The sequence below is a fragment of the Rhizobium mayense genome, assembly GCF_030272705.1.
In the GTDB taxonomy this organism is placed as follows: Bacteria; Pseudomonadota; Alphaproteobacteria; order Rhizobiales; family Rhizobiaceae; genus Rhizobium; species Rhizobium mayense.
This window is the reverse complement of the sequence record NZ_JARFYM010000009.1, coordinates 65,338-90,871: the sequence shown is the minus strand read 5'-3', so window position 1 is coordinate 90,871 and position 25,534 is coordinate 65,338. Positions and strand designations below refer to the sequence as shown.

Genomic DNA, 25,534 nt, shown 5'->3' with positions numbered 1-25,534 from the left:
CCTGAACAATGAAGATGCGCCACGTTAACATTCCGCGCGGCGCATCTCATCGGTCAATGGAGTTTAGTCGTAGAAAACCTCGACGAACTTGCGCTTGCCGAGCATGAAAGCGTCGGCGACATGGCGAAGCGGTGCGAGGTCGACATCAGACGTGCCGGCTTTGACGATCTCGGCGAAGCGGCGGTAGAGCGAAGGATATTCCGCCTCGGGGGCGGTGAACTTCAGTTCGCCGTTCACCGAAAGCTTCGAGCCGCCTTCGGAGAGCACCATCTGGCCGGCCTCGGTTTCGGCGATGATATCCCAGCTTTGCTTGCCGGTCTGGCGCCAGTCGAATTCGGCGTGTACGGGCAGACCCTCTGCGCTTTTGAAATGCAGATCGGCAGCGATCGGCGAATCGCGGTTTTCGGGGAATTCCAACACAGCTCCCGTCAGGAAGAGCGGCGGGAAGATGTGCGTGACGATCGACAGCGCGTTGATGCCGGGATCGAAGACGCCGAGACCTCCGGCCTGCCAGATCCATTCCTGATTCGGATGCCAATGGCGCACGTCTTCCTTCCAGATGACATGGACGCTCTTGATCGCCGTCCCGGCTAGGAAGGCCTTGGCGGCCTCGACGGCGGGCGCGTAACGCGAATGCCAGCTCGCAAACAGGGAAACGCCCTTCGTTTTGGCGAGCGTCTCGAGATCTGCCACTTCGCTCAACGTCGCGCCCGGCGGCTTTTCCAGGAAGACATGCTTGCCAGCCTGAAGCGCCTTGTAGGCGGCCTCGTGGCGGTATTGCGGCGGCATGCAGAGCGAGACGGCATCGATCTCGGGAACCGCGTCCAGCATGGCCTCGATGGACGTGAAGGCCGGAATGCCGTCGACAGTGCCATGGCGGCTTGCCGTTGCGATCAGTTTGAAATCCGGATTGTTCGCGATGGACGGAAGATGCTGGTCGCGGACAATCTTGCCGACGCCGACGATGGCGAGGTTGATGGGGGACATGGGGCGTTTCTCGATTAGTATGATTATTTGTATGATCTTTAATCAGAATGCAGCAGGTGGGCAAGGCCGGTGTTCAATATCTCGTCCGGCGCCTGGTTGGAAGCGCAATGATACCTGCCCGCCGCCTATACGCTCAGGTGTTGTGCGGCTTCACGATCGTCTCCCGAAGGAAACTGTAGCCGAGCGCTATACGCGCCGCGAGCTGTGTCGATGCGCCGTCGCCGCCATGGCCGCCCGAGTGGAATTCGTGGAACAGCGGATGATGGCCAAGATCCTCCATGCGCGCAGCAAACCGCCGTGCATGCGAGGGATGAACGCGGTCGTCGTTGCTGGAGCTTTCGATATAGATCGGCGGATAGGTGATCTCCGACGCCGGCTTTAGATTCTGCACCGGCGAATAGGAAAGCAGGTAGTCCCGATCTGTCTGATCGTCGGGATTGCCATATTCGTCGATCCAGGCCTGGCCGGCGGGGAAGACATGGAAACGGATCATGTCGAGCACCGGCACTTGGCACCAGACCGCGCCGAAGTCACGCGGATAGCGGGTCAGCATCACGCCGGTCAGCAGCCCGCCATTGCTGCCGCCATTGCAAGCGATGCGCGACGGCTTGGTGTAGCCGCGCCCGACGAGATCGCGCGCCACGGCAACAAAATCGGCAAAGGCCTTGTGGCGACCATGGCCTTTGGCGGCGCGATGCCAGTTCGGGCCGAGTTCGCCCCCGCCACGGATATAGGCCTGCACATAGGCGCCGCCCTGTTCAAGCCAGCGGCCGATGACGCCGGAATACTGTGGACGGACCGAGAAATCGAAGCCGCCATAGCCGTACATCAGGACTGGGAGTTCGCCATCGGTCCACGTCTTCGGTAGCACCAGCCGGTACGGCACCCTCGTGCCGTCGTCGGAAGTAGCTTCGAGCAATTCGGAGGTCATACCGTCGGTATCGAAATAGGCCGGTGAACTTGCCGTGTGGACGAGTTCAAGCGGCTTCCTGCGGTCGGCAAGATCCAGGCGATAGCAGGAGGGCGGCTGCAGGAAGCCTTCGCCATAAACCTGCAGCGTGTCATCGCCGAGATGCAGATCGGAATAAAGCGGCCAGACCGTTACGGTCTGGACATCGGCCGGCAGCGTGATTTCCTGGATCGCCGCATCCGCCTTGGTCAGGTCGAAGACGAAAAGGCGTGGCCGCAGGTTGTCCGAAACGACAAAGACGCACCATTCGCGCATCAGCAGGAATTGCGACACCGACTGGCGTTCGCCGGGCACGAACAACACGCGCATCGCCTCCGCGCCGGCATCGGTCGCCAGCCGCGGCAGGGGTTGTATCGCCAGGCTGCCGGCGGGTATGCGCTCATCGGTCTTGGCGAGCCAGAGGCAATCGGAATAGCTGAGTTGGACGTCGATATCCTTCGGCAGATCGATCCGCCGCAGCGAAAAATCCTGTTCTTTGACGAAAACGCTGGAACTGCCGATTTGATGGCCCGTGATGAACAGGCGGATGGGTTTGGCCGTACCTTTCTTTGCAATGCCCGCGAGCACCGGATCGAAGACCAGGCACGAACCATAGACGTCTGTGTCGGCGGTCGCGTAGAGCAGGGGTGCCTTTGCCGGCGTTTGGCCGCGCTTCAGGCGGCGGCCGACGCGGGGCCAGCCGGAGCGGGTCGAGGAAAGACGGTCGATAGAGCCGAAATAGGCAATCTCGTCCCGGCTGAGCCAGGTCGCATGGCAACGCGCCGGCGGCGTGTCGAAGCCACCTTCGACGATACTCTTGGCTTCGCAATCGAACTCCAGGAGACGCCCAAGATCGGAACCGCCATCGGAAAGGCAAAGCAGCACCCGCGTCGGCTCCCAGGGGCAGGTGATCGCGCCACGCCAGAGCCAGAGCTTGTTCTCTGCCGCGCAGAAAGCGTCGAGATCGAAGATCGGTTCCCAAGGCGCACCAGGCAAGGGTGTGAGATCGGCCGGCAGCCGGAACCACATGCCGAGGGGATGATTTGGGCTGCGATGGAAGTCGAACAGCCATTTGCCACGACGTACGGCCTGGATCAGCCGGTCTTCACGCTCGATCAGCGCTTTGATCGCAGCACTGTCCGCCTCGAATTCGGGCGTCATCAGCGCCTGCTCAGATTGTGCATCCCTCTCGGCGACGAATTGCAGGGTCAGGGGATCGTCGGCATGCTCGAGATGGAGGTTCATAAGGTACCTGATACGCCATTGATGAAGTGAATCATATATAATCAAATCAAAATACATTCGGGGAAGCAACAGGGCTTCCCCGAATGTATTAGGTCTCACAGTTTTTGCAGGTTTATCCCGCTCTCAGCGCATAAGCCTGATGCTGGCCTCGGCAACCAGATCCGTTGTCGGTGCGGAAGTGCCCTTGTACTTCAGCGTCACGACCTTATAGCCCTCTCTTTCGAGGCGCGTCAAAAGGGTTGGCAGCATGGTGGCGGTGCGTGAGTGAATGTCGTGCATCAGGATGATGCCGCGGCCGCGCCTGTGCAGCTGATCCATGGTGCGCGCCACGACAGCGGAGGGCGTCGAATTGAAATAGTCCTTGCTGTCGATATCCACATCCATGACGACGAGGTCGCGCATGGCGACCGCGGTGCGCAGTCGCTTGGAATCGGCAAGGTAGGGGAAGCGGAAGAAGGAGACATCCGTGCCGATGACCTTGGCCACAGCGTGCTCGCCGTGGGCGATCTCGGCCATCGCCATGTCGAAGCTCATCTTGTCGAGATCGGGATGGCGGAAGGTGTGGCTGCCGATGGTGTCGCCGTCGGCAAGGACCTTGCGGGCCGTCGCCGGATGCGCTTGCGCCATTTCGCCAACCATCATGAAGGTCGCCTTGACGCCGAATCTGTCCAGCGTCGCAAGGATACGCTCGGTCTTGCCCGGGGCGGGGCCGTCGTCGAAGCTCAGAATGACTTCCTTGTCGGCGAGCTTGAGGTCGTGCAGCGAGGCAACTTCCAGCGTGCGTCCAGCCAGGTGATGCGGGCCGCCGGTATCGGTCGTTTCCCTGGTTTCAAGCTCGGCGCCTGCCCATTTTGTCGGCTCCATCTCGACGGGGTCGTTGGCCTTCAACCGCTTGTGATGCGGCTCTTCCGCGGCATAACTCGTCTTCAGCGACGCGTCGTTGCCCGGCTTTGTGGCGCAGCCGGCAAGAGATAGGGACACGGCAAGGCCGGCCAGGAGAAGGCGGTAAGGCATCGGAATCGCTCAACAATATGTGTTAATAAATGTTGAGCGTATTTTTTCCGATTATGGTTAAGGATCGGTTAGGATTGGGGTAGAGATGCCCCAGAATTAACCGTTTTTAACCGGCCATCCCGCTCTCATATTCTGAAGAGAGTTCGAGCCATTGCTCTTCGGCAGCGGCAAGTTTTTCCGCCGCATCGGAGCGCTGTTTGGCCTTTTCGGCCGCCTTGGCAGGGGCTTTCTCGTAGAGAGAGGGATCCCCAAGTTCCGCATCAAGCGCCTGAATCAGTTTCTCCAGCTTGCCGGTCAAAGACTCGATTTCATTGATCTTTTTCTTGAGCGGCGCGAGCGAGGCGCGGCGGTCGGCATTGAGCTTGCGCTGATCCGCCTTGGAGACGGAATCGTCGGCGCCGTTCATCTTGGCCTTGTCGTCCCCGGGCTTCGGGCTGGCAACAACGAGGCTGCGATAGTCTTCCAGGTCGCCGTCGAAGTTGGAAACCGTGCCGTCGCGCACCAGCCACAGCCGGTCGACGGTCGCCTCGATCAGATGGCGGTCGTGTGAGATCAGGATGACCGCGCCCGAATAGTCGTTCAGCGCTTGGATCAGAGCGTTGCGGCTGTCGATGTCGAGATGGTTGGTCGGTTCGTCGAGGATCAGCAGGTTCGGCGCGTCGAAGGCGGCAAGGCCCATCAGCAGCCGTGCCTTTTCACCACCGGAAAGGTCCTTCACCTGCGTATCCATCTTCTCGGTCGCAAGGCCCATCTGGGCGACGCGGGCACGTACTTTCGCCTCCGGCGCGTCGGGCATACGGCGGCGCACATGCTCGACGGCCGTCTGGTTTGGGACCAGATCGTCAAGCTGATGTTGCGCGAAGAAGCCGATCTTAAGGTTCGGTGCCAGCTTCACGTCGCCGCTTTCGGCATCGAGGCGACCGGAAACGAATTTCGCAAAGGTGGATTTGCCGTTGCCGTTCGAACCGAGGAGGGCGATGCGGTCGTCGGCGTCGATGCGCAGGTTGAGGCGTTTCAGGATCGGCTTGCCGGGCTCGTAGCCGACCGCGCCGCCGCTGACGGCGATGATCGGCGAGGCCGCCTGCTTTTCCGGCTCGGGAAAGCTAAAGCCCATCACATGATCTTCGATGACGGCGGCGACCGTGCCCATGCGCTCCAGCGCCTTGACACGCGATTGCGCCTGCCGCGCCTTCGTCGCCTTGGCCTTGAAGCGGTCGATGAAGCTCTGCAGGTGCTTGCGCGCGGCTTCGTTCTTCGCCTTCGCCTTCATCTGCAGTTCGTCGGCTTCCGCCTTCTGCCGCTCGAACTGGTCGTAGGAGCCGCGATAGAAAGTGAGCTTCTTCTGGTCGAGATGGACGATGGAATTGACGGCCGTGTTCAGGAGGTCGCGGTCATGCGAGATGATGATGACCGTGTGCGGATAGCGGCGGATATAGTCCTCCAGCCACAGCGTGCCTTCAAGGTCGAGATAGTTGGTCGGCTCGTCGAGCAGCAGCAGGTCCGGCTCGGAAAACAGCACGGCAGCGAGCGCCACGCGCATGCGCCAGCCGCCGGAAAAGGAGGAGGCCGGGCGGTGCTGTGCGTCATGGTCGAAACCGAGGCCGGCCAGGATACTGGCGGCGCGCGCCTCGGCGGAATGCGCGCCGATATCGGCAAGTCGCGTCTGAATGTCGGCGATGCGATGTGGATCGGTCGCCGTTTCGGCTTCCGCGAGCAGGGCGGTGCGTTCCTTATCGGCCTTCAGCACAATCTCGATCAGCGGCTCTTCTGTGCCAGGCGCTTCCTGCGCCACCTGACCGATGCGGGCATTGCGCGGGATGGAAACCGAGCCGCTCTCGGCGGCGAGATCGCCGGTGATCACGCGGAACAGCGTCGACTTGCCTGCGCCGTTCTTGCCGACAAGCCCCGCCTTCGTACCCGCCGGAAGCGTCACGCTGGCATTGTCTATGAGGAGGCGGCCGGCAATGCGGGCGGAAAGCTCAGAAATCGAAATCATGGCGCGGTTTTGGCCGAACTCCGCGCCGAAGGCAAGAGCCGGAGAGCGCTTAGGCGCGACTGTCGCTTGCTTGTGGCGGCAAGCTGGCACAGTCCTTCAGCCTCTCCGTCAGTTCGGTTTCGTAGAGCAGCAGATTGCTGAGGAACGCATTGAGGCTGTCCATCGCTGCGGCGGCATGTGGGGCTATTTCGATCTTGCCAGCGAAGCTCTGTTTTTTCACCAGCCCCTCGGCCAGTTGATCGGCGACCTCGCGCAGCATCTCGGCGGCATCGGTCTCGGATTTCCGGGCGACCAGGCCGCAATGGCTGACGAGGCGATATTTCAAGCCGATCTCGTCGAGACTGGCTTGCGATGGGGCAGGGCCGAGCGCCGCGATCTCGCTGGCGATCCTGCGATCCGAACCGTGGAGCGCCTCATGGAAAAGCTGGTAGTTGCGGGGCAGGGCCTTGACCCTCAGCTTGGCCATGTGGCGGCCGATCATCTCGAGATCGGTGGTTGTCTCGCTGTCGTCATTGCCGATGGGATATGCTGAAACATCTGCCTGCGAACTCTTCATGCCTACTCTCTGATGACCCGCCAACTGATATATTTCGTCAACCTGCAAGCCCGCAGGTTAATACGACATGAACGCAGCTTCATATCGGCGTGATCTTGCAGCAAAATTAGACAATCGGGCAACGCGTGACTGTATCGAGGAACAGTGGCTCGCGGAGCGACGGCCCCTAGCAGGCCGTCGCTGGGATTCAGGATCAGGCGAAGCCTTCGAGTACGACCTTGCCGATCGTCGATCCGCTTTCGAGCTGCGCATGTGCCTTTTTCAGGTTTTCGGCGTCGATCGGCCCGAGATGCTGTGTCGCGGTCGTCCGGATCCTACCTTCGTCAGCGGCAGCGGAAATCTCGTCGAGGATCCAGCCCTGCTCGCCCATGTCGGGCGTCCCATAGATCGGCCGGGTGAACATCAGCTCGTGGTGGATCGACACCGCCTTGCGCTTGAACAGCATGATGTCGAATCCGGCCGGATCGTCGATCAAGCAGAAGCGTCCCTGTGGTGCGATCAGTTCGGCGATCTCGCTGACGTGTTCTTTCGTCTGCGTCGTGGAGAACACGAAGGCGGGCGCACCGATGCCGAGCGCGGCGATCTGCTGGGCGAGCGGCTTTGCGTGGTCGATGACGTAGTGGGCGCCGAGCGAGCGGACGAATGCCTGCGTCTCCGGCCGAGAGGCGGTCGCGATCACCGTCAGATCGGTGAACTGACGAGCAATCTGGATGGCGATCGATCCAACGCCGCCGGCACCGCCGATGACGACAATAGCGGGCGCGGCACCAGGCACCGGCTTCTTCACCTCGAGGCGGTCGAAGAAGGCCTCCCATGCCGTGAGCGAAGTCAGCGGCAGAGCTGCCGCGTCCGCCCAGCCGAGCTTGGCGGGCTTGCGGCCGACGATGCGTTCGTCGACGAGGTGGAATTCGGCATTGGTGCCGGGCCGGGTGATCGAGCCCGCATACCAGACCGCGTCGCCGACCTTGAACTTGGTCACCTCGGGGCCGACGGCGGCAACGATGCCGGCCGCGTCCCAGCCGACGACCTTCCACTCCGCACCCGGCGCCGGCGGCGTGCTGCGGCGGACCTTGTAGTCGACCGGGTTCACCGAGATGGCCTTGACCTCGACGAGAAGGTCACGGCCTTCGGGGGAAGGTTTCGGAAGGTCGATGTCGACGAGCGAATCCGACGCTGTGATCGGCGACGGGGTTTTGTATCCGACTGCTTTCATGGGAATTTCCCTTCGATTTGAACGTGGTGTGTCGAGTCACTGGCCGAACTTGTGCAGCGCTTCCTCGCCGGCTTCCTGGTCTTGGGCCCAGCTGCCGCCGGAAATCCCGAGGCCGCCGATAATCGCGCCGCCTTCCATGATCGGGAAGCCGCCTGCAGCCGCCATGACGCGGGGAACATGCCTGAGGTTCGACGCACCGCGGTCGTCCAGCAGGTCGACCCACTGGGCGGTCGACAGGCCGAACGAGGCTGCGGTGTAGGCCTTGTCGATTGCGATGTTGACCGCCAGGTACGAGCTTCTGTCGCTGCGTTCGAACGCCTTCAGGTTGCCTGCGGCGTCAACGATGGCGATGACCGGCTCGAAGCCGACGCGTGCAGCGGCGGCGATGGTCTCTGCGATCAGCCTTGCGGCGGCCTCGCGGGTGATCGAACGGGATGTAAAACTGTTTTCCGACATGGATCATTCCTTTGCGCTGCTGGTGTTTCCCGGATACCGGCGGTGGCCGGAACATCCTTCCAGTGAGCGCCATGTAGCGGTTCCTGCCCAATCGAGGGATACGCACAACGTTTGCCTATAGTATCGTTCTGGATACCGTCGATCGGCTGCGCCGGCAGCCATGTAACTCGAAAGTCTATTTTATATCAGTGGTTTGCGTAACGGTCCCTTGGAGCCGTCGAAGTGGAGGCTGCACCGATGGCGCCTCCGCGGCAGCGACGAGACGCCTTGCAGCGGCATCCGAATTCCATTACGCAAATGCGAGTGGTACATGCCAACATGCATGTACCTTTCAGAAGGATACCGTCATGGCCAAGGTCCGCCATTCGCGTTTCGACTGCAATCCCGGCTGCTCGGTGGAAGCCGCCATCAGCCTGATCGACGGTAAGTGGAAGTGCGTCGTCCTTTTCCACCTTTTGGGCGGTACGATGCGTTTCAACGAGATCCGCCGGCAGGTCAGCGGTGTCACTCAACGGACGCTGACGAACCAGTTGCGCGAGCTCGAGGAGGACGGCCTCATCGAGCGGAAGGTCTACGCGCAGGTCCCGCCCAAGGTCGAGTACAGCATCTCGCCACTCGGCAGGAGCCTCGAGCCGATCCTCATCGCACTGAAGGCCTGGGGTGACGGCAATATCGGCCGCTTCGGCAAGCCCACAGCCGCAAACGCCGCCTGATTGTCCGGATGTGGTATGGGCCGCTCTCCGTTGCTCGCTGTGTGACCGCCTCCGACACTTTCTACGGTGCGGCTGACGGCGCTCAATCGCTATTCTATAAATAATTCAGAGCGAGCCCCGTGGCGGTTTCCCGTTGGCGGGTCACCTTTGGTTGGCTTCGAATCGATCATCCAGACTGTGACAGCAGCGTGAAATTGGCGCATCCCCCTTGTTTTCAGGCTGTGGGGCGGGTAAAGACCGCCCACTTTTCTCTGACGACAAGGAATTGACCCATGGCGATTGAACGCACTTTTTCGATGATCAAGCCGGACGCAACCAAGCGTAACCTGACCGGTGCCATCACCAAGATTTTTGAGGACAACGGCCTGCGCGTCATCGCTTCCAAGCGCGTTTGGATGAGCAAGCGCGAAGCCGAAGGCTTCTACGCCGTTCACAAGGAACGTCCTTTCTTCGGTGAACTCGTCGAAGGCATGACCTCCGGCCCGACGGTCGTTCAGGTTCTCGAAGGCGAAGGCGCGATCCTGAAGAACCGCGAAATCATGGGCGCGACGAACCCTGCCAATGCTGCTGAAGGCACGATCCGCAAGATCCACGCTCTGTCGATCGGCGAAAACTCCGTTCACGGCTCGGACGCTCCGGAAACCGCTGCGATCGAAATCGCCTACTGGTTCTCCGAAACCGAAATCGTTGGCTGAATCAGTCATTCAGCCTGCGCGCTGAAACAATTGAATTAATAGAAGAAAGCCGGGGTCAGACGCCCCGGCTTTTTCATGCCGGACAAGCCTCGTCATGGCCATAGTCGATGCTGCCATCGGCTTTGAAAACATCCGGGTTCTTCGTATAGCTCGGGCCGACCACGAGCGGCCTTGTCGGCAATACGGTCTGGTCGAGATCGGATTTCACTTCGGTCTTGATGGTCTGGAGCGTCTTGTCGCTGGCATCGACCAGCTTGATCGAGACGGAATAGGGGCGGTCCTTGCGCACACAGCGCAGATCTGGGCTTTCAAGCGTGATCTTGTCCCAGAACGTATAGATTTTCTCGCGCACCACCAGGGGATCGCCACCCATCGGGTTTTCAAATTCCGCGACTGCCGTCGTGCCTTCGGGGATCGGTGCGATCTTCTTCAGCGTGATCATGTAGCTTGCGCTCGCGACGCGATAGTTGAAGACGAAGAGCCGGCCGCTGAGCTCGGTCGGGCCGCTATCGGCCTGCCGCTGGCAGCTGGCGAGCGTCAGGCCTGCAATTGCGGCCATCAATAAGATCGCCTTGGTTTTCATGGTGGGCTCTCCTCCTTCTTGCGGCGATAGTACCGGTTTGCCTTGGCGCGGTTGCCGCAGACCGCCATGTCGCACCAGGCCCGGCTCTTGTTCTTGCTGCGGTCGATGAACAGCCAGCCGCAGTTGCGGCAGATTTTCATGCGATCCGGATCGGGCATTGCAATAAGACGTAGCGTCGAATGCACCGTCGCGGCGTCGAGCCCATCTGGCGAGACAGCCCGTCGCAGCACCTTTGAAAGGGCCTCCAGCAAATCGGCGAGCAACGCCTCGACATCACGGTCGAGAACGCGCGCGCGAAAATAGCGGTCGATCGCCTCACGCAGTTCAATGAAGCCGGATTTGTTTTCCTGCCGCACCGGCAGGATATCGCCGAACAAAGCCCGCTCGGCGCAGAAATTCGCCGCCGCTTTCGGAAAACTCTCCATCTGTCCCTGCGCCTCGAAACGATCGGCGCGCCGCTCGTCGTCATGGCGCAGGATGACGCTGTTGGCGACATCCAGCGCCAACGCGCCACCGGAAAATCGATGTGGGGTCCAGGAAAAGCTCATACTTAAAATTATAACTGGTAAAATGGATTTTACTAGTTATTATTCGTCGACATCCGGAGGTTCCATGGCCTATCTCCTGCAGCAATTGGCGAACGCCGTTCCGCTCGCCGCGCTCTATGCGGCGCTGGCCTTCGGCTATGCCCTTGCCTTCGGTGTGATGAAGCGGGCCGACATCACCTATGGAGCTCTTTTTGCCTTTGCCGGCCAGATGCTGGTCCTGTTTACCGACGTTGGCTACACGAGGATATTTCTCATTCTGCCGGCCGCGCTCGCCTTTGGTGCGGCCATTTCGCTCGCCTATACCTTGGGAACGAGCTTTCTCATCGGCCGCTCGATCATGCTGCCGCTGTCGCGCAAATCGCCTAACACGATCATCGTCGCGGCGCTTGGCATGATGATCATATTGATGGAAACGGCGCGGCTGGCGTCCAATACGCGCGGGATCTGGCTGCCGCCCTTCCTGAATGACATGATCGTCTTCTGGAACAGCGGCGGTTTCCAGGTAACGCTGACAGAGATCCAGCTCATCAACACGGCGTTGATGGTTCTGGTGATCCTCGGCGGGGCTTATGTCCTCAGATATACCGGATGGGGCCGTGTCTGGCGGGCGGTGACGGACGATGCGCTGGCCGCCGAGCTTTGCGGCACAAGCGCCAATCGCGTCTTCCTCTTGGCCTATGTCGCCTCGGCGTTGGTCGCAACCGTCTGCGGCCTGCTGGCGACGTCCTATTACGGCACGATGGATTTCGGCGCCGGCCTGATGTTCGGATTGAAGGTGCTGATGATTGCCGCCGTCGGCGGCTATTCCGATCCGTTGAAATCGGCAGGCGGCGCGGCCTTGCTTGGCCTGTTCGAGACCATGTGGGGTGCCTATGGGCCGTTCCTGTGGCGCGATTTCGTGATCTTCTCGCTGCTTGTCCTGCTGCTGGTACTGAGCCGGCGGGAGCGTGTGGTTCCCTAAAGCAATTGTGCCAAATTGGGTTGCAAATGCCACCAGTCATAACCACCCCGTTACGACGGCTTCGCGCCAGGAGCAGACCTTCCCGCACGGCGGCCCATCGGCCGACGGAGCGGCCGATGAACGCCTTATCACGATTGAGAGCGTGCCCGTAGCAAGGCTTAAGCGACGGGTTCAGCAGGCGCGTTGATCTGATCCGTCTTACCGCCCGTGATAAGATCTTGAATGCGAGGATCGTCAAGGACAGTGTAGGGATAGCCTCGGGGAATGGCACTGACCCCATCCAGCAGGGCCATCTGTTCGGGTGTCAAGCTGACCCTTGACGCGGCGAGATTGCCGTCAAGTTGGGATCGCGTCCGCGGCCCGATGATGGGAAGAGATCCTTTTGCTGCGACCCAGGCAATCGCCGTCTCTCCAGGCGTCACGCCGATCTCTTCTGAGACGGCAATGAGCGTGTCGATGATCGCCGTGCGTTGCGGGCTATTTTCCGGCTGAAAACCCGCACCAGCCCAGGCTTCGTCACGCCGGGCGTTGTCTTTTCCCTGGCGGTATTTGCCGGTCAGGACGCCCCCTCCAAGTGGTGAATAGGCGACCACGCCGATGCCAAGCGCCTGTGCGGCAGGTATGAGCTCCTGCTCGGTCGCCCGCTGGACAAGGCTATGCTCGACCTGGATGCCGGCGATCGGAACCGAGCCGCGGAGCTCCGCAATGGTCGCAGCGCGGGCGACTCGCCAGGCCGGAAAATTCGAAAGCCCGGCGTAAAGAATTTTTCCTGCCCGAACGAGATCGTCGAAGCCGCGAACCAGCTCTTCAAGCGGCGTCACACCGTCAGAGACATGCGCCCAGAAGAGATCAATGCGATCGGTCTTCAGGCGCTTAAGGCTCGCCTCCACCGAGGAGACCATGGCCTGGCGGCTGTTGCCGGTAACAAGAATACCGGACTGGGCGTTCGTCTTGACGGCAAACTTCGTCGACAGGACAAACTCGTCTCGCCGCCCGGTCAGCAGGTCGCCGAGAAACTCTTCAGACTGGCCCTCCTGGTAACCATTGGCCGTATCGATGAAGTTGCCGCCGGCATCGGCATATGCGTCGATGATGCGACGCGATTCTGCCGGGTCGGCGCCGTGTCCGCCCCAGGCCGTGCCGAAGTTCGCCGTCCCGAGGACATATTCGGAAACCCTCAATCCCGTCTTTTTACCAAAGAGCCTATAACGCAAAAGAACATTCCTTCTTGTGGATCGTATCGTGGTCGCGCTAGATTAAGCGGGCCACTGATCCATATAAATGGGCCAATGGCCCGTTTGTCAAGGAGGGCCGATGCGCGCCGATGCCAGGGAAAATTACAATCACTTGCTTTTGATCGCCCGCGATGTCGTTGCGGAGCAAGGGGTCAACGCATCGCTGCGCGACATCGCACGCAGGGCGAATATCGGCTGGGCAACGCTGCAACGTCACTTTCCGACACGCGAAGCGCTGCTGGATGCGCTGTTGCGCAAGAGTTTGGAGGAATTGGCACAGAGAGCGGATACGCTCGAAGCGTCAATGTCATCAACAGACGCTCTCGTCATCTGGTTGCGTGATGCTGTTGGTTTCGTGCAGGTCTATAGCGGTGTCGTGAGCATGATGGCCTCGGCGATGGCCGACCCCGAGTCCGCGCTCCATGCTTCCTGTGACGATCTGCGCAGGGCAGGCGCGCGTCTGCTGGAACGGGCGCAAGCGGATCAAGTGGCTCGTCGCGACCTAAACGGGAACGACCTGTTTGCGCTGATCGGCGCGCTGGGTTGGATCGGCGATCAGCCCTCATTCGCATCCCGAAGCAAAGATCTCTTCAAGGTCGTCGTAGGCGCAATCCTCACTGAAAGGGCAGCGATTGAGAATATCATGGATGCGAATCCGATGTCCGCTTAGGGCCAAAAGCCGCAGTGGTGGCATTTGCTATCCGATAGCGTAATTTTGCTCTGCGCCTATTTCTCACCGGCCCATTTGGCCCGCGCGGCGTCGTCTGCGTCCTTGGCCGAAACCCAATCGCCTTCCTTGCCGTCTTTCGCATGTTCCTTTTTCCAGAAAGGCGCTGAGGTCTTCAGGAAATCCATGACGAAATTGGCGCCGTCGAAGGCGGCTTGCCGATGTGAGGCGGCGGCAACGACGAGGACGATGTTTTCTCCCGGGGCAATCTTGCCGTAGCGATGAATGGCGGTCAGGCCGCGAAGCTCGAAGCGCTCGATGGCGAGCTTCGCAATGCGGGTGATCTCTGCCTCCGCCATGCCGGGATAATGTTCGAGTTCCAGCGCGCCGAGCGTACCGCCTTCGTCGCGGCAGAGGCCGGAAAAAGTGACGACTGCGCCAACATCGCGCCGTCCATTCGTGAGGCGGTCGATCTCGGCCTGAAGGTCGAAATCCTCACGCTGAACGCTGATAATCGGCACCGCAGCCATGGTCATCACCCACCGGTCATCGGCGGAAATAGCCCGATCTCGCGGGCTCCGGCGATCGGCTCGTCATGATCGACATGTTCCATATCGATGGCCACGCGGATGGCCTCCGGAAATTGAAGCGCGGTCTCGTATTCCTCGCCCAACGTCTGCAAATGATTCAGGAGATCGCCAACGGTGATCACCTCGGCGGGAAGTGAAATCTCTTCCTCACCCTTGCCGATCCGTTCACGTACCCAGGCGAAATATACGAGCTTCGTCATCATTCCTCATCCACCACATGCTTCAAGCCGGCGCGGAAATAATCATAGCCGGTGTAGATGGTCAGCAGCGCTGCGATCCAGAGCAGGATGATGCCCATCTCCGTCGTATAGGGTACCACCTTGTCGCCGGCCGGCCCAGCCAGCAGGAAGGCGATGGCGACAAGCTGCGCAGTCGTCTTCCATTTGGCGATGCGCGTCACCGGCACGCTGACCTTCAGCGCCGCCAGATATTCGCGCAGGCCCGAGACCAGGATTTCGCGGCAAAGGATGATGATGGCGGCCCAGAGCGACCAGCCGGCGATCGTGCCGTCGGCTGCGACCAGCAATAGGATCGCCGAGACCAGCAGCTTGTCGGCGATCGGGTCCAGCATGCGGCCGATATTCGAGGTCTGATTCCAGATGCGCGCGAGATAGCCATCCAGGAAGTCGGTGATCGAGGCGATGATAAAAATCCACAGCGCCACCCAGCGTGCGAAATCGGAGCTGTCCAGTTTGCCCTCGATGAAAAAGCACAGGACAATCAACGGTACGCAAAGGATGCGGCCATAGGTGAGCAGATTGGGAATGCTGTATGTGCGCGAAGCCATGGAAATCGTTTCGTTCGGTTGTCTCACTGGACTAAAACGGCCTTGTCCCTAAGGCGTCAGCTCGTTCCAGCTATTTGATTTAGCATGATCTTATCCAAAAACCGTTCCGCACTTTTGGGGATCATGTCCTAGATGGCGGTTCGAGGACCTTACCGTCAATATTGTTTCCGTTTTTTCATCGTCATTGCGTGGAATTTGCGACCAGCTTTTTTTATTTCGCGGCGTCCTCGTGAAAATGATTGTAGACCTGCCGCGCCACGGCTTCCGATATGCCTTCGACGGCCATCAGGTCGGAGAGCGCCGCGCGCGACACGGCTTTGGCGGTGCCGAAATGTTGCAGCAGCGCCCGCTTGCGCGAAGGGCCGATGCCGCCGATTTCGTCCAGCGGGTTCTTCACCATTTCCTTCTTGCGCCGTGCCCGGTGCGAGCCGATGGCGAAACGGTGCGCCTCGTCGCGCATGCGCTGGATGAAGTAGAGCACAGGATCGCGCGGCGGCAGGGTGAAGCTCTCGCGGGCGGGCGCAAAGAAGCGTTCGCGTCCGGCGTCGCGGTCGACACCCTTGGCGACGCCTATGGCAATGACGCTGTCGGTAATTCCGAGCTCTTCGAGAATGGCGCGCACCGCCGTCATCTGGCCTTGTCCGCCATCGATGAGGATGACGTCCGGCCAGGCGGGAAAGGGTCGATCCGCAGCGTCAACGGCTGCAGTCTCCGCATTCGCGCTTCGATCCGGCTTTCCCTCTTCCTTCAAAAGGCGGGAGAAGCGCCGGGTCATGACTTCGCGCATCATGCCGAAATCGTCACCGGGCGTGATGTCGGTCGATTTGATATTGAACTTGCGGTACTGGCCTTTGACGAACCCTTCCGGCCCGGCCACCACCATGCCGCCAACCGCGTTCGTGCCCATAATGTGCGAGTTGTCATAGATCTCGATGCGTTGCGGCACGCAGGGAAGCTGGAATGTCTCCTTGAAGCCTTCGAGCAGCCGCGATTGTGACGCCGTCTCGGCGAGCTTGCGGCCATGCGCCTCGCGGGCGTTGGCCACGACATGATCGACCAGATCGCGCTTCTCGCCGCGTTGCGGCACCAGGATAGTGACCTTGTGGCCTGCCTTTTCACTGAGCGCGGCGGCCAGCAGCTCGATCTCCTCGACGGTCTCCGACAGCAGGATCTGCCGCGGCACCGGCTTGTCGTCGTAGAACTGCGCAAGGAACGCGTTCAGCACCTCGGCGCCGGAAAGCGACGGGTCGGCCTTCGGGAAATAGGCGCGGTTGCCCCAGTTCTGACCAGTCCGGAAGAAGAAGACCTGGATGCAGGAGATGCCACCTTCGTGATGGATTGCGAAGACATCGGCCTCTTCGACGCCGGCGGGATTGATGCCCTGATGGCTCTGCACGTGCGATAGTGCCGCCAGTCGGTCGCGATAGATGGCGGCACGCTCGAAATCGAGGTCTTCGGCGGCAACGTTCATTGCCTCCGCCATGTGCGCCTTGACGTTCTGGCTCTTGCCGGACAGGAAGTCCTTCGCTTCCTGCACCAGCTCCGCATAGCCCTCATCGCTGATTTCACGGGTGCAGGGGCCCGAGCAGCGCTTGATCTGATAGAGCAGGCAGGGCCGCGTGCGGGTCTCGAAAACGCTGTCGGTACAGGTGCGGATCAGGAAGGCGCGCTGCAGCGAATTGATGGTGCGGCCGACGGCGCCGGCCGAGGCGAAAGGACCGAAATAATCGCCCTTGCGGGCACGCGCGCCGCGATGCTTGAAGATCGCGGGCGCCCGATGGTCGCCGGTAATGAGAATGTAGGGAAAGGACTTGTCGTCCCGCAGCAATACGTTGAAGCGCGGCCGTAAGCGCTTGATGAGATTCGCTTCCAGCAGCAGCGCTTCGGTCTCGGTGCGGGTGGTGACGAATTCCATGTTGGCGGTTTCACGCACCATGCGGGCGATGCGGTTGGAATGCACCCGGCCCATCGCATAGTTGGCGACGCGCTTCTTCAGGCTGCGTGCCTTGCCGACATAGAGCACGTCGCCGTCCTCGTTGAACATGCGGTAGACGCCGGGATTGTTCGGCAGGCGCTTGACGAATTCCGCGATCAGCTCGGCACCCCGAAGGCCGGTTTCGTTCTTGCCGCCTTCGTTCCAGTCAACGGGCGCGACAGGGGAGGCGCCGGCATCGCCTTCCGCCTCGATGTCGTCTTCAATGTCCTCTGATTCGTCATAGAGAATGCCGCCGTCGGGCAGCTTTCGTCCGTTCATTCCATGCTCTCCGCCACATCAGGCGTTTCCCAGGCAAGATGCTGGCCGCCATCGAGCGCTATCATTTGGCCCGTGATCGAAGGCGTGTCAAAAAGAAAGCGGACGGTACGGCCGAATTCCTCGAGCCCGGGCGCCGCCTTCAGTATGAGCCCATCGATCTGCGCCTGGAAGTCCTCTTCCGTCTGGCGGACGCTGCGCACCGTCGGACCCGGGCCGATGGCATTGACGCGGATGCGTGGCGCGAAGCTCTGCGCCATCGTCTTGGTGGCCGTCCAAAGTGCAGCCTTGGACAGCGTATAGGAATAGAAGCGCGGGTTCAGCGCCCACACGCGCTGGTCGACCATGTTGACGATCAGCCCCGGAATACGCTCGGGAAGCTGCCGCGCGAAATCGGCCGCAAGAATCGAAGGCGCGCGAACATGCACGGCGAAATGCGCATCAAAGGCTTCAGCGTCGAAATGATCGGCGGAATCGCCCTGGAAAACGGAGGCATTGTTGACCAGAAGATCCAGCGGTCCCAGCTCCGCAAAGGCCCTTTCGATCAGCATCGATGTATCCGCCGAATTTTGCAGGTCGGCCTTGATCGCAACCGCCTTTTTGCCCTGCTGCCGCAATTTCGCCACAAGCTCGGTGGCTTCGGCGAACGATTGATTGGCATGCAGCGCCACCGCAAAGCCGTTAGCCGACAAATCCTCTGCGATCGCGCGACCTATTCTTTTTGATGCACCCGTTATCAGGGCGGTGCGTAGTTTTTCCTGGCTCAAGATGTTGCCTTTTTCGTCGCCATTACCCAACTAGGGCTCATATAGGGCGTCGATACACCATATGAAAAGGTGCTTCTGCAAGACGAAGTGGCGCGCGTGACTTATGTAAAACTTCGGTTATATTTCGACGCAAATAAGTATACGCTCTTTAATTAATCGTTAGGGTTAACAATTCCTCTGTTGCGCTCAAGCAACATCCAAATTCAGCCGCCTCTGTGCCACAATGATATCATATTTTAGCTCTCCGAATTCCTCAATTGCATTCCAATTTCAGTGCCGATCCGGGAGGGACATTTAGTAATTGCTCGTGGTGCTTCGAAGTCAAGGACAGTAGACGAAGTACACGGGACTGAAAGGAGAAAAGTATGCGTACTCTTATTGCGACCCTCATGGTCTCTGGTTTCGCTCTCGGGGGCTTCACTGCGGCTCATGCAGCCGATGCTGTGGAGCAGGTTCCGCAACCGCCCGTCGCCCAGGAGGCTCCGCCGGCTGTCAACAACTGGTCGGGCTTCTACATCGGTGGCACCGGCAGCTACAACATGGGTCATTTCAACCACAACGGTAACTCCTATGCCTGGGGTGGCTCGGCTTTCACCGGCTACAACTGGCAGCAGGGCCAGATCGTATATGGTGTTGAAGGTGACCTCGGCTACGCCGACTCCGAAGCAACCCGCAATGGCCTCACCGCCAAGAACGGCGTAAACGGCTCGGTTCGCGGTCGCATCGGTTACGACTTCAACCCGTTCATGCTGTACGGCACCGCTGGTCTGGCTATCGGCCAGAACAAGCTCGAAGACGCTACTTCGTCTGAAAGCAAGACGGCTGTTGGTTACACGGTCGGCGCCGGCGCTGAAACGTTCATCACCAACAACATTACCGCTCGTCTCGAGTATCGCTTCACCGACTACGGTCGTAAGGATTTCCACCTCGACTCCGGCAGTTTCTCGCGCGGTTACGACGAGAACAGCGTCAAGGTCGGTATCGGCGTCAAGTTCTGATAATTTGATGGCATAATCTGACGAAAGAGCCGGGGTTCATGCCCCGGCTCTTTCCGTTTTATGCTTCTGAATATTTATGCGACTTCCTTCGGGAAGTCCGTTGAGGCGGCCAGTTCATGCCAATCGGCCAGTTCCTTGGCGACATACGCATTCTTGGCCTCAATTGCGCCGATCGTATCGGTGCCGAATGGCATGCGCAGCGGCGGGTTGGCCGAATGTGCAAGCGTAATCATCGACTTTGCAAGCCGTGTCGGATCGCCGGGCTGGCCGTGATTGTGGCCGGCTGCGAAATCGCGCATGGCACCGGCAGGCGTGTCCTTGTAGTCGGCAATCGAGCTCGGGCTGACGGCGAGCGAGCTTTCGTCGAGGAAGTCGGTCCGGAAGAAGCCGGGTTCGACGACGGTGACCTTGATGCCGAGCGGCTGCAGTTCCGCCGCCATTGCTTCGGAAAGGCCTTCGACTGCGAACTTCGTCGAGGAATAGATGCCCCAACCGGGAAAACTCTGGTAGCCACCGATCGAGGAAGTGTTGATCACGTGACCGGAACGCTGCCGGCGCATGTGCGGCAACACGGCGCGGGTAACCTTCAGCAGACCGAAGACGTTCGTGGCATAGAGCTTCTCGATTTCCTCTGCCGTTGCCTCTTCCACTGCACCCAGCAGGCCGTAGCCGGCGTTGTTGAGAAGGATGTCGATCCTGCCGAAGCGCTTGACGGCCTCCGCTGCAGCTTCATGGGCCTGCGCCTCGTTCGAAACGTCGAGGGCGACGGACAGGAGGTTTGGATGATTGGCAAATTTCTCCACCAGGCCGGCCGGGTTACGGGCCGTGGCGACAACGGCATCGCCGGCATTGAGGGCTTCCTGAGCAATGAGGGCGCCGAAGCCGCGGGAAGCACCCGTAATGAACCAAACGCGCATGACTTTCTCCTTCGTGGATTTGCAATTCCTCGGATGGAATTCGCTTGCAGGAGAAAGGTAGCTTGATGGCGTCGTTGAGATAATCTACTTTCTTCTCCATGGAGTACTGAGAAAATCTCATCAATGCGACGCATTCGTTCGACCGATCTGGCAATCTTCCTGGCCATCGCCCAACACCGCAGCTTTCGCAAGGCCGCGGTAGAGCTCGGCGTGACGGCTTCCGCGCTCAGTCATTCGCTGCGGGCGATCGAGGAGCGGCTGGACGTGCGGTTGGTCAATCGCACCACCCGTGGAGTGGGGTTGACGGAGGCCGGCGAGCGCCTGTTCGAGCGCATCCGCCCGGCTTTCCTCGATATCGACGATGCGCTCGACGATCTCGATAAATTCCGCGGCCAGCCCTACGGCAAGCTGCGCATCAACACCCCGCGCCCCGCCACCAAGATGGTGTTGCTGCCGATCGTGTCACGATTCCTGAGGGCTTATCCGGCCGTTGAAATGGAGATTGTGGTCGACGATGGGCTGGTGGACACCGTCTCCGGCGGTTTTGATGCCGGCATAAGGTTCGGAGAAAGCATCGCCGCCGATATGATCGCCATCGCCATCGGCCCTCGTCAACGGACAGCGATCGTTGGGTCGCCCGACCATTTTGAACGTTTTCCCAAACCGGTGACGCCGCATGATCTGAAAGATCACCCCTGCATCCGCTACCGTTTCCCGAGCGGCACCTATTATCGCTGGGAGTTCGAACGCGGGGGTATCGAGTTGGAGATCGAGGTACAGGGGCCGCTGACGCTCGGCGATCTCGATATGATGTTCGACGCTGCCGTCAACGGCTCCGGTCTTGCTTTCATGTTCGAGGATCTCGCGCTGCCGGCTTTGCAGGATGGCCGGCTGATCCGCGTCCTGGAGGACTGGTGCCCGTATTATCCCGGCTTCTTCCTCTATTATCCGAGCCGCCGGCAATTGCCGACGGCCTTGCGCGCCTTTGTCGATTTCGTAAAGACCGACGGTGTCCGCCAAAGCTGAGCCGGGACAGTGTCAGCCCTGCGGCTTCATCGCCTGATAGTCCGGAAAATGCTTTTCGAACTTGCGTGCCCAATCGATCAGGTCAGCGTGGTCCGCTTCCCACTGTCCCTCAAATCGCAGTTGCAGATAGCCCAGCATGGAGGCCAAAGCGAAATGCCCGCCATGCAGTTTCTTGCCGATCTTCGGCGGTTCGGCGTTGAGATGGGTGAGCGTGCGGCTCACTTTCGTCCATTGCCGGTCGATCCAAGGCTGATGTTGCTTCTCCTGTTCGCGGAAACGTCGTTCGTAGACGATCGACAGGAGGCACTCGTTGGTGCCATCGCATAGCGCTTCCAGCACCTCGGCCTCAGTGCGCTTGCTGTCCTTGGCGGGATAAAGCTTCTTGCCCTTCAGGCGGTTGAAATGGTGCATGATGGCGCGGCTGTCGAAGATCGCTTCACCGTCGTCGGTCAGCAATGTCGGGATCTTGCCGAGCGGATTATTGTCGATCAGCACGGCTGGGCCGGCATTGGTATCGACACGGATTTCGTTGAGCTCGATGCCGAGATGGCGCGCTGCCATCCGTACCTTGCTGGAAAAGGGGGAAGCGGGTGCGCAGAGAAGTTTCATGAGATCACCTGTGCGATGTGCGAAAGAAATATCAATGTTCGCCGCGCAGCCAGAAGGCGCGTTGCGAGGCGAAACGATCCTGCGCCAGCATTTCCTTCAGGGCCGGCAGCAAGGCATGCAGTTCGTCCTTCAGCGTAAACGGTGGGTTGACGATGATGAGTCCTGAGCCGGTCAGGCCGGTGAAACCACGATCGCTTTTGACCGCCAGTTCGGCGCAAAGCATTTTGGGGATTTCCAATGCCTGCAATGCCTCGTGAAAAGCCTTGATGGGTGCCTCCTTCTTGAGCGGATACCATAGGCAATAGGTGCCGCCGGGAAAGCGGCGCCAGGCTTTTGCAAGGCCGTCCACCAGCCGCTCATATTCGCCGTCTTCCTCGAAAGGCGGATCGACGAGCACGATGCCGCGTTTTTCCTTCGGCGGCAGATGCGCGCCGAGCGCCAGCCAGCCGTCGAGTTCGGTGATGCGCGCATGGTGATCGCCCTCGAACAGCCGATGCAGCCGCTGGAAATCTTCCGCATGCAGCTCCATCGCCGATAGCCGGTCCTGTGGGCGAAACAGCATGCGGGCGAGCTTTGGCGAGCCGGGGTAGAACCGCAGCCCGCCTTCGGGATTGAGCTCGCGGACAGCGGTCAGAAAGGGCTCCAGCAGGCCGGCAACCTGCGGCACGAGCTCGGCTTCCAAGAGCCGGCCGATCCCGTCTCGCCATTCGCCCGTCTTCTGTGCCTCTTCCGAAGAGAGATCGTAGAGGCCGATGCCGGCATGGGTGTCGAGGACGCGGAAGGCCTTGTCCTTGTTCTGCATGTAGCGGACGAGGCGGGCAAGCACCGCGTGCTTCAGCACATCGGCGAAATTGCCCGCGTGATAGATATGCCGATAGTTCATTGTCGGTGAAGTCCGCATGAATTGTTGCGATGGGCCAGATTATGCCTTTTGGCCGGACAAGGCATGAAATATACAAACGCCATGAACATTGCGACCCCTATTCACGCCAAATCCCGCATCGGCCACACGGCCTGTCCGCACGACTGTCCTTCTACCTGCGCGTTGGAGATCGATCTGACAGAGGATGGGAAGATCGGCCGCGTGCGCGGTGCCAACGATCATTCCTACACGTCCGGCGTTATCTGCGCCAAGGTCGCTCGCTATGCCGAGCGGCTTTATCATCCGGATCGGCTGATGCAGCCGCTGCGCCGCGCCGGTACCAAGGGCGAGGGGCACTGGCGGCAGATCTCCTGGGACGATGCGCTGGACGAGATCGCCAATGCCTTCGTCAAGGCCGAGGCAAGAGACGGCAGCGAAGCGATCTGGCCCTATTTTTACGCCGGCACCATGGGCTGGGTACAGCGCGATTCCATCGAGCGGCTGCGCCATGCGAAGCGCTACTCTGGCTTCTTTTCCTCGATCTGCACCAATCCCGCCTGGACCGGTTTCACCATGGCGACGGGTGTGCTGCGCGGCCCCGATCCGCACGAGATGGGCCGCACCGATTGCGTGGTCATCTGGGGCACCAATGCGGTTGCCACCCAGGTCAACGTGATGACCCATGCGGTAAAGTCGCGTAAGGAGCGCGGCGCCAAGATCGTCGTCATCGACATCTACGACAATCCGACGATGAAGCAAGCCGACCTGGCGCTGATCGTCAGGCCCGGAACGGATGCAGCCCTTGCCTGCGCCGTCATGCACATCGCCTTCCGCGACGGCTATGCCGATCGCGCCTATATGGCGAAATATGCCGACGACCCGGCCGGCCTTGAACAACATTTGAAGACGAAAACGCCGGAATGGGCGGCTGCGATCACCGGCCTGTCTGTGGATGAAATCGAAGCCTTCGCCAAGCTCGCCGGCACGACGAAGAAAACCTATTTCCGCCTCGGCTATGGCTTCACCCGCCAGCGCAACGGTGCCGTCGCCATGCACGCGGCCGCTTCGGTCGCCACCGTGCTCGGCTCCTGGCAATATGAGGGCGGCGGCGCTTTCCATTCCAACAGCGATATCTTCCGCATGGATGCAAGCGAGCTGACCGGCCGGTCGATGAAGGACCCGGATGTCCGCATGATCGACCAGTCGCAGATCGGCCGTGCGCTGACCGGCGATGCCGTCGCCTTGCGTCATCGCGGCCCGGTAACGGCCATGCTGATCCAGAACACCAATCCGGTGAACATCGCGCCGGAACAGCGGCTCGTGAAGCGCGGATTTGCCCGCAGCGATCTCTTCGTCGCCGTGCACGAACAATTCATGACCGATACCGCCGAGATGGCCGATATCGTCATCCCCGCCACCATGTTCGTCGAGCACGACGATATCTATCGCGCCGGCGGTCAGAACCATATCCTGCTCGGCCCAAAGCTGGTCGAGCCGCCAGCGACGGTGCGCAGCAATCTCTTCGTCATCGAGGAGCTGGCGAAGCGTCTCGGCGTCGGCGATCGTCCCGGCTTCGCATTTTCGGCGCGCGAGATGATCGATCGCGTTTTGGAGCGAAGCGGCCTGCCGGATTACGATTATTTCCTCGAGCATAAATGGTTTAGTCGCCAGCCGGCTTTCGAGGATGCGCATTTCCTCAACGGTTTTGCCCATCCCGACGGCAAGTTCCGCTTCCGTCCGGATTGGACCAACCAGCCGGCTCCGAACCGGCCGCCGGAAGCTGTCGGCCTGCTCGGACCTCATGCTGAGCTGCCGGAATTTCCGGATCAGGTCGACGTGATCGAAGTTGCCGATCTCGATCATCCGTTCCGGCTTGCCACATCGCCGTCGCGCAATTTCCTGAATTCGAGTTTCGCGGAAACGAAGACCTCGCGTCAGAAGGAAGGTCGCCCGGAAGTGATGATCAATCCGGCGGACGCTGCAGCATTGGACATCGCTCATGGCGACCTCGTTCAGCTTGGCAATCTCAGGGGCGATATCCGCATCCATGCGCGCATCACGACCGAAGTGAAGCCGGGCGTGCTGATCGCCGAAGGTCTGTGGCCGAACAAAGCGCATGTCGATGGCGAAGGCATCAATGTCCTGACCGGCGCCGACCCGGTCGCGCCTTATGGCGGCGCTGCTGTTCACGACAACAGGGTATGGCTCCGCAAGGATAAAGCATGAGCAAGTTTGACAAGGCGAAGGTCGAGATCGTTAACGAGAAGACGCTTTCGGACCAATGGACGCGGCTGAGCAGCTTCGACATAGACTACACGGATTCAACGGGCGAGACGCATCGGGTGAAGCGGGAAATCTATCACCGCACACCGGCCGCCTGCATCCTGCTTTACGATCCCAAGCGGGAAACAGTCATCCTCGTGCGGCAATTCCGTCTGCCGGCCCATCTCACCGGCTTTCCGGCCTGGATGATCGAGGTGCCCGCCGGCCTGCTGGATGGTGATCATCCGGAAGAAGCGATCCGCCGCGAGGCAATGGAGGAAACCGGCTTCCGCGTCCGCGATGTCCATTTTCTTTTCAAGGCATTCACCTCGGCGGGCGCGGTCACCGAGATCATTCATTTCTTCGCTGCCGTTGTCGACACCACGGATCGCATCGGCAATGGCGGCGGGCTCGCTGACGAGCACGAGGATATCGAAGTGCTCGAAGTGAAACTCGTCGACGCTATGGCGATGATCGAGGCAGGCGAGATCTATGACGCCAAGACGATCATGCTGCTGCAATGGGCGATGTTGAACAGGGCAGGCCTGAAATAGCCTGAAATGAGACGGTTCGGCAGTGTTTAGCTGCCGCCAAAATCAATCTTGCAGCTTTCATCATGATGTCACGAATCGCGACTAACGAGGGGC

The 25,534-nt window shown here is 60.2% G+C and carries 26 protein-coding genes; 8 read left to right on the top strand and 18 right to left on the bottom strand.

Annotation, left to right across the window (positions count from 1 at the left end; genetic code table 11):
- Positions 1-63: 63 nt before the first annotated feature.
- The 7 genes from PY649_RS13555 to PY649_RS13525 all read right to left on the bottom strand — a co-directional run bounded on the left by PY649_RS13555 (position 64) and on the right by PY649_RS13525 (position 8,416).
- Positions 64-987 (bottom strand): Gfo/Idh/MocA family protein, encoded by a 924-nt coding sequence (locus tag PY649_RS13555; RefSeq protein ID WP_285868971.1) that lies wholly within the window; start codon positions 985-987, stop codon positions 64-66.
- A gap of 133 nt (positions 988-1,120) precedes the next feature.
- Positions 1,121-3,181, bottom strand: coding sequence for a prolyl oligopeptidase family serine peptidase (locus tag PY649_RS13550; RefSeq protein ID WP_285868970.1), 2,061 nt, complete (start codon positions 3,179-3,181; stop codon positions 1,121-1,123).
- A gap of 123 nt (positions 3,182-3,304) precedes the next feature.
- Complete coding sequence (locus tag PY649_RS13545) at positions 3,305-4,195, bottom strand: polysaccharide deacetylase family protein (protein ID WP_285868969.1); 891 nt, start codon at positions 4,193-4,195, stop codon at positions 3,305-3,307.
- A gap of 106 nt (positions 4,196-4,301) precedes the next feature.
- Positions 4,302-6,191, bottom strand: a complete 1,890-nt coding sequence (locus PY649_RS13540; RefSeq protein WP_285868968.1) for an ABC-F family ATP-binding cassette domain-containing protein — start codon at positions 6,189-6,191, stop codon at positions 4,302-4,304.
- A gap of 49 nt (positions 6,192-6,240) precedes the next feature.
- Complete coding sequence (locus PY649_RS13535) at positions 6,241-6,747, bottom strand: hypothetical protein (protein WP_285868967.1); 507 nt, start codon at positions 6,745-6,747, stop codon at positions 6,241-6,243.
- Between the two features lie 193 nt (positions 6,748-6,940).
- Positions 6,941-7,960 carry a zinc-binding alcohol dehydrogenase family protein gene (locus PY649_RS13530; protein ID WP_285868966.1) on the bottom strand — a complete coding sequence of 340 codons (1,020 nt, stop codon included), beginning with the start codon at positions 7,958-7,960 and terminating at the stop codon, positions 6,941-6,943.
- A 36-nt stretch (positions 7,961-7,996) separates the two neighbouring features.
- Positions 7,997-8,416 carry a GlcG/HbpS family heme-binding protein gene (locus tag PY649_RS13525; protein WP_285868965.1) on the bottom strand — a complete coding sequence of 140 codons (420 nt, stop codon included), beginning with the start codon at positions 8,414-8,416 and terminating at the stop codon, positions 7,997-7,999.
- 347 nt (positions 8,417-8,763) lie between these two features.
- On the opposite strand from PY649_RS13525, the gene PY649_RS13520 reads away from it, so the two are divergent.
- Together PY649_RS13520 and ndk are read left to right on the top strand one after the other, a co-directional pair.
- Positions 8,764-9,129 carry a winged helix-turn-helix transcriptional regulator gene (locus tag PY649_RS13520; protein ID WP_285868964.1) on the top strand — a complete coding sequence of 122 codons (366 nt, stop codon included), beginning with the start codon at positions 8,764-8,766 and terminating at the stop codon, positions 9,127-9,129.
- Positions 9,130-9,401: 272 nt separating this feature from the next.
- Positions 9,402-9,824 carry a nucleoside-diphosphate kinase gene (gene ndk / locus PY649_RS13515; protein WP_285868963.1) on the top strand — a complete coding sequence of 141 codons (423 nt, stop codon included), beginning with the start codon at positions 9,402-9,404 and terminating at the stop codon, positions 9,822-9,824.
- A 73-nt stretch (positions 9,825-9,897) separates the two neighbouring features.
- On the opposite strand, the gene PY649_RS13510 is transcribed toward ndk, so the two are convergent.
- Together PY649_RS13510 and PY649_RS13505 are read right to left on the bottom strand one after the other, a co-directional pair.
- On the bottom strand, positions 9,898-10,407 hold the full coding sequence (locus PY649_RS13510) for a hypothetical protein (protein WP_285868962.1): 510 nt from the start codon (positions 10,405-10,407) through the stop codon (positions 9,898-9,900).
- Complete coding sequence (locus PY649_RS13505) at positions 10,404-10,955, bottom strand: CGNR zinc finger domain-containing protein (RefSeq protein ID WP_285868961.1); 552 nt, start codon at positions 10,953-10,955, stop codon at positions 10,404-10,406. The genes PY649_RS13510 and PY649_RS13505 overlap by 4 nt, the downstream gene beginning before the upstream one ends.
- A gap of 64 nt (positions 10,956-11,019) precedes the next feature.
- On the opposite strand from PY649_RS13505, the gene PY649_RS13500 reads away from it, so the two are divergent.
- Entirely contained in the window at positions 11,020-11,916 is an 897-nt protein-coding gene (locus tag PY649_RS13500; RefSeq protein WP_285868960.1) for a branched-chain amino acid ABC transporter permease, read from the top strand.
- A gap of 158 nt (positions 11,917-12,074) precedes the next feature.
- Here the strand turns inward: PY649_RS13500 and PY649_RS13495 are convergent, their stop codons facing one another.
- A complete protein-coding gene (locus PY649_RS13495) occupies positions 12,075-13,130 on the bottom strand; it encodes an aldo/keto reductase (protein WP_285868959.1) in 1,056 nt (351 codons plus the stop codon).
- A 100-nt stretch (positions 13,131-13,230) separates the two neighbouring features.
- Between PY649_RS13495 and PY649_RS13490 the strand changes: the two genes are divergently transcribed.
- Complete coding sequence (locus tag PY649_RS13490) at positions 13,231-13,821, top strand: TetR/AcrR family transcriptional regulator (protein WP_285868958.1); 591 nt, start codon at positions 13,231-13,233, stop codon at positions 13,819-13,821.
- Between the two features lie 56 nt (positions 13,822-13,877).
- Here PY649_RS13490 and PY649_RS13485 read toward each other — a convergent pair whose 3' ends face one another.
- The 5 genes from PY649_RS13485 to PY649_RS13465 form a co-directional block, all read right to left on the bottom strand.
- Positions 13,878-14,348, bottom strand: a complete 471-nt coding sequence (locus PY649_RS13485) for a molybdenum cofactor biosynthesis protein MoaE (RefSeq protein ID WP_285868957.1) — start codon at positions 14,346-14,348, stop codon at positions 13,878-13,880.
- A 5-nt stretch (positions 14,349-14,353) separates the two neighbouring features.
- The gene (gene moaD / locus PY649_RS13480; protein WP_285868956.1) at positions 14,354-14,608 is read right to left on the bottom strand and encodes a molybdopterin converting factor subunit 1; all 255 of its coding nucleotides are present in this window, start codon (positions 14,606-14,608) and stop codon (positions 14,354-14,356) included.
- Positions 14,608-15,195 (bottom strand): CDP-diacylglycerol--glycerol-3-phosphate 3-phosphatidyltransferase, encoded by a 588-nt coding sequence (gene pgsA, locus PY649_RS13475; protein WP_285868955.1) that lies wholly within the window; start codon positions 15,193-15,195, stop codon positions 14,608-14,610. The genes moaD and pgsA overlap by 1 nt, the downstream gene beginning before the upstream one ends.
- Before the next feature lie 211 nt (positions 15,196-15,406).
- Entirely contained in the window at positions 15,407-17,449 is a 2,043-nt protein-coding gene (uvrC, locus tag PY649_RS13470; RefSeq protein WP_285868954.1) for an excinuclease ABC subunit UvrC, read from the bottom strand.
- Entirely contained in the window at positions 17,446-18,213 is a 768-nt protein-coding gene (locus tag PY649_RS13465; RefSeq protein WP_285868953.1) for an SDR family oxidoreductase, read from the bottom strand. The genes uvrC and PY649_RS13465 overlap by 4 nt, the downstream gene beginning before the upstream one ends.
- A 365-nt stretch (positions 18,214-18,578) precedes the next feature.
- Here PY649_RS13465 and PY649_RS13460 point away from each other — a divergent pair, with 365 nt between their 5' ends.
- Positions 18,579-19,211 carry an outer membrane protein gene (locus PY649_RS13460; protein WP_285868952.1) on the top strand — a complete coding sequence of 211 codons (633 nt, stop codon included), beginning with the start codon at positions 18,579-18,581 and terminating at the stop codon, positions 19,209-19,211.
- 74 nt (positions 19,212-19,285) lie between these two features.
- Here PY649_RS13460 and PY649_RS13455 read toward each other — a convergent pair whose 3' ends face one another.
- Complete coding sequence (locus tag PY649_RS13455) at positions 19,286-20,128, bottom strand: oxidoreductase (RefSeq protein ID WP_285868951.1); 843 nt, start codon at positions 20,126-20,128, stop codon at positions 19,286-19,288.
- Positions 20,129-20,251: 123 nt separating this feature from the next.
- Here PY649_RS13455 and PY649_RS13450 point away from each other — a divergent pair, with 123 nt between their 5' ends.
- Complete coding sequence (locus tag PY649_RS13450) at positions 20,252-21,154, top strand: LysR family transcriptional regulator (protein ID WP_285868949.1); 903 nt, start codon at positions 20,252-20,254, stop codon at positions 21,152-21,154.
- Between the two features lie 12 nt (positions 21,155-21,166).
- Here the strand turns inward: PY649_RS13450 and PY649_RS13445 are convergent, their stop codons facing one another.
- Positions 21,167-21,763 (bottom strand): glutathione S-transferase, encoded by a 597-nt coding sequence (locus PY649_RS13445; protein WP_285868948.1) that lies wholly within the window; start codon positions 21,761-21,763, stop codon positions 21,167-21,169.
- A 31-nt stretch (positions 21,764-21,794) separates the two neighbouring features.
- Positions 21,795-22,646: a 23S rRNA (adenine(2030)-N(6))-methyltransferase RlmJ gene (locus tag PY649_RS13440; RefSeq protein ID WP_285868946.1), complete on the bottom strand. Its 852-nt coding sequence runs from the start codon at positions 22,644-22,646 to the stop codon at positions 21,795-21,797.
- Positions 22,647-22,709: 63 nt separating this feature from the next.
- Here PY649_RS13440 and PY649_RS13435 point away from each other — a divergent pair, with 63 nt between their 5' ends.
- Together PY649_RS13435 and PY649_RS13430 are read left to right on the top strand one after the other, a co-directional pair.
- Positions 22,710-24,851 (top strand): molybdopterin-containing oxidoreductase family protein, encoded by a 2,142-nt coding sequence (locus tag PY649_RS13435; protein WP_285868945.1) that lies wholly within the window; start codon positions 22,710-22,712, stop codon positions 24,849-24,851.
- Positions 24,848-25,441, top strand: a complete 594-nt coding sequence (locus tag PY649_RS13430) for an NUDIX domain-containing protein (protein ID WP_285868944.1) — start codon at positions 24,848-24,850, stop codon at positions 25,439-25,441. Before PY649_RS13435 ends, PY649_RS13430 begins: the two co-directional genes overlap by 4 nt.
- Positions 25,442-25,534 lie beyond the last annotated feature (93 nt).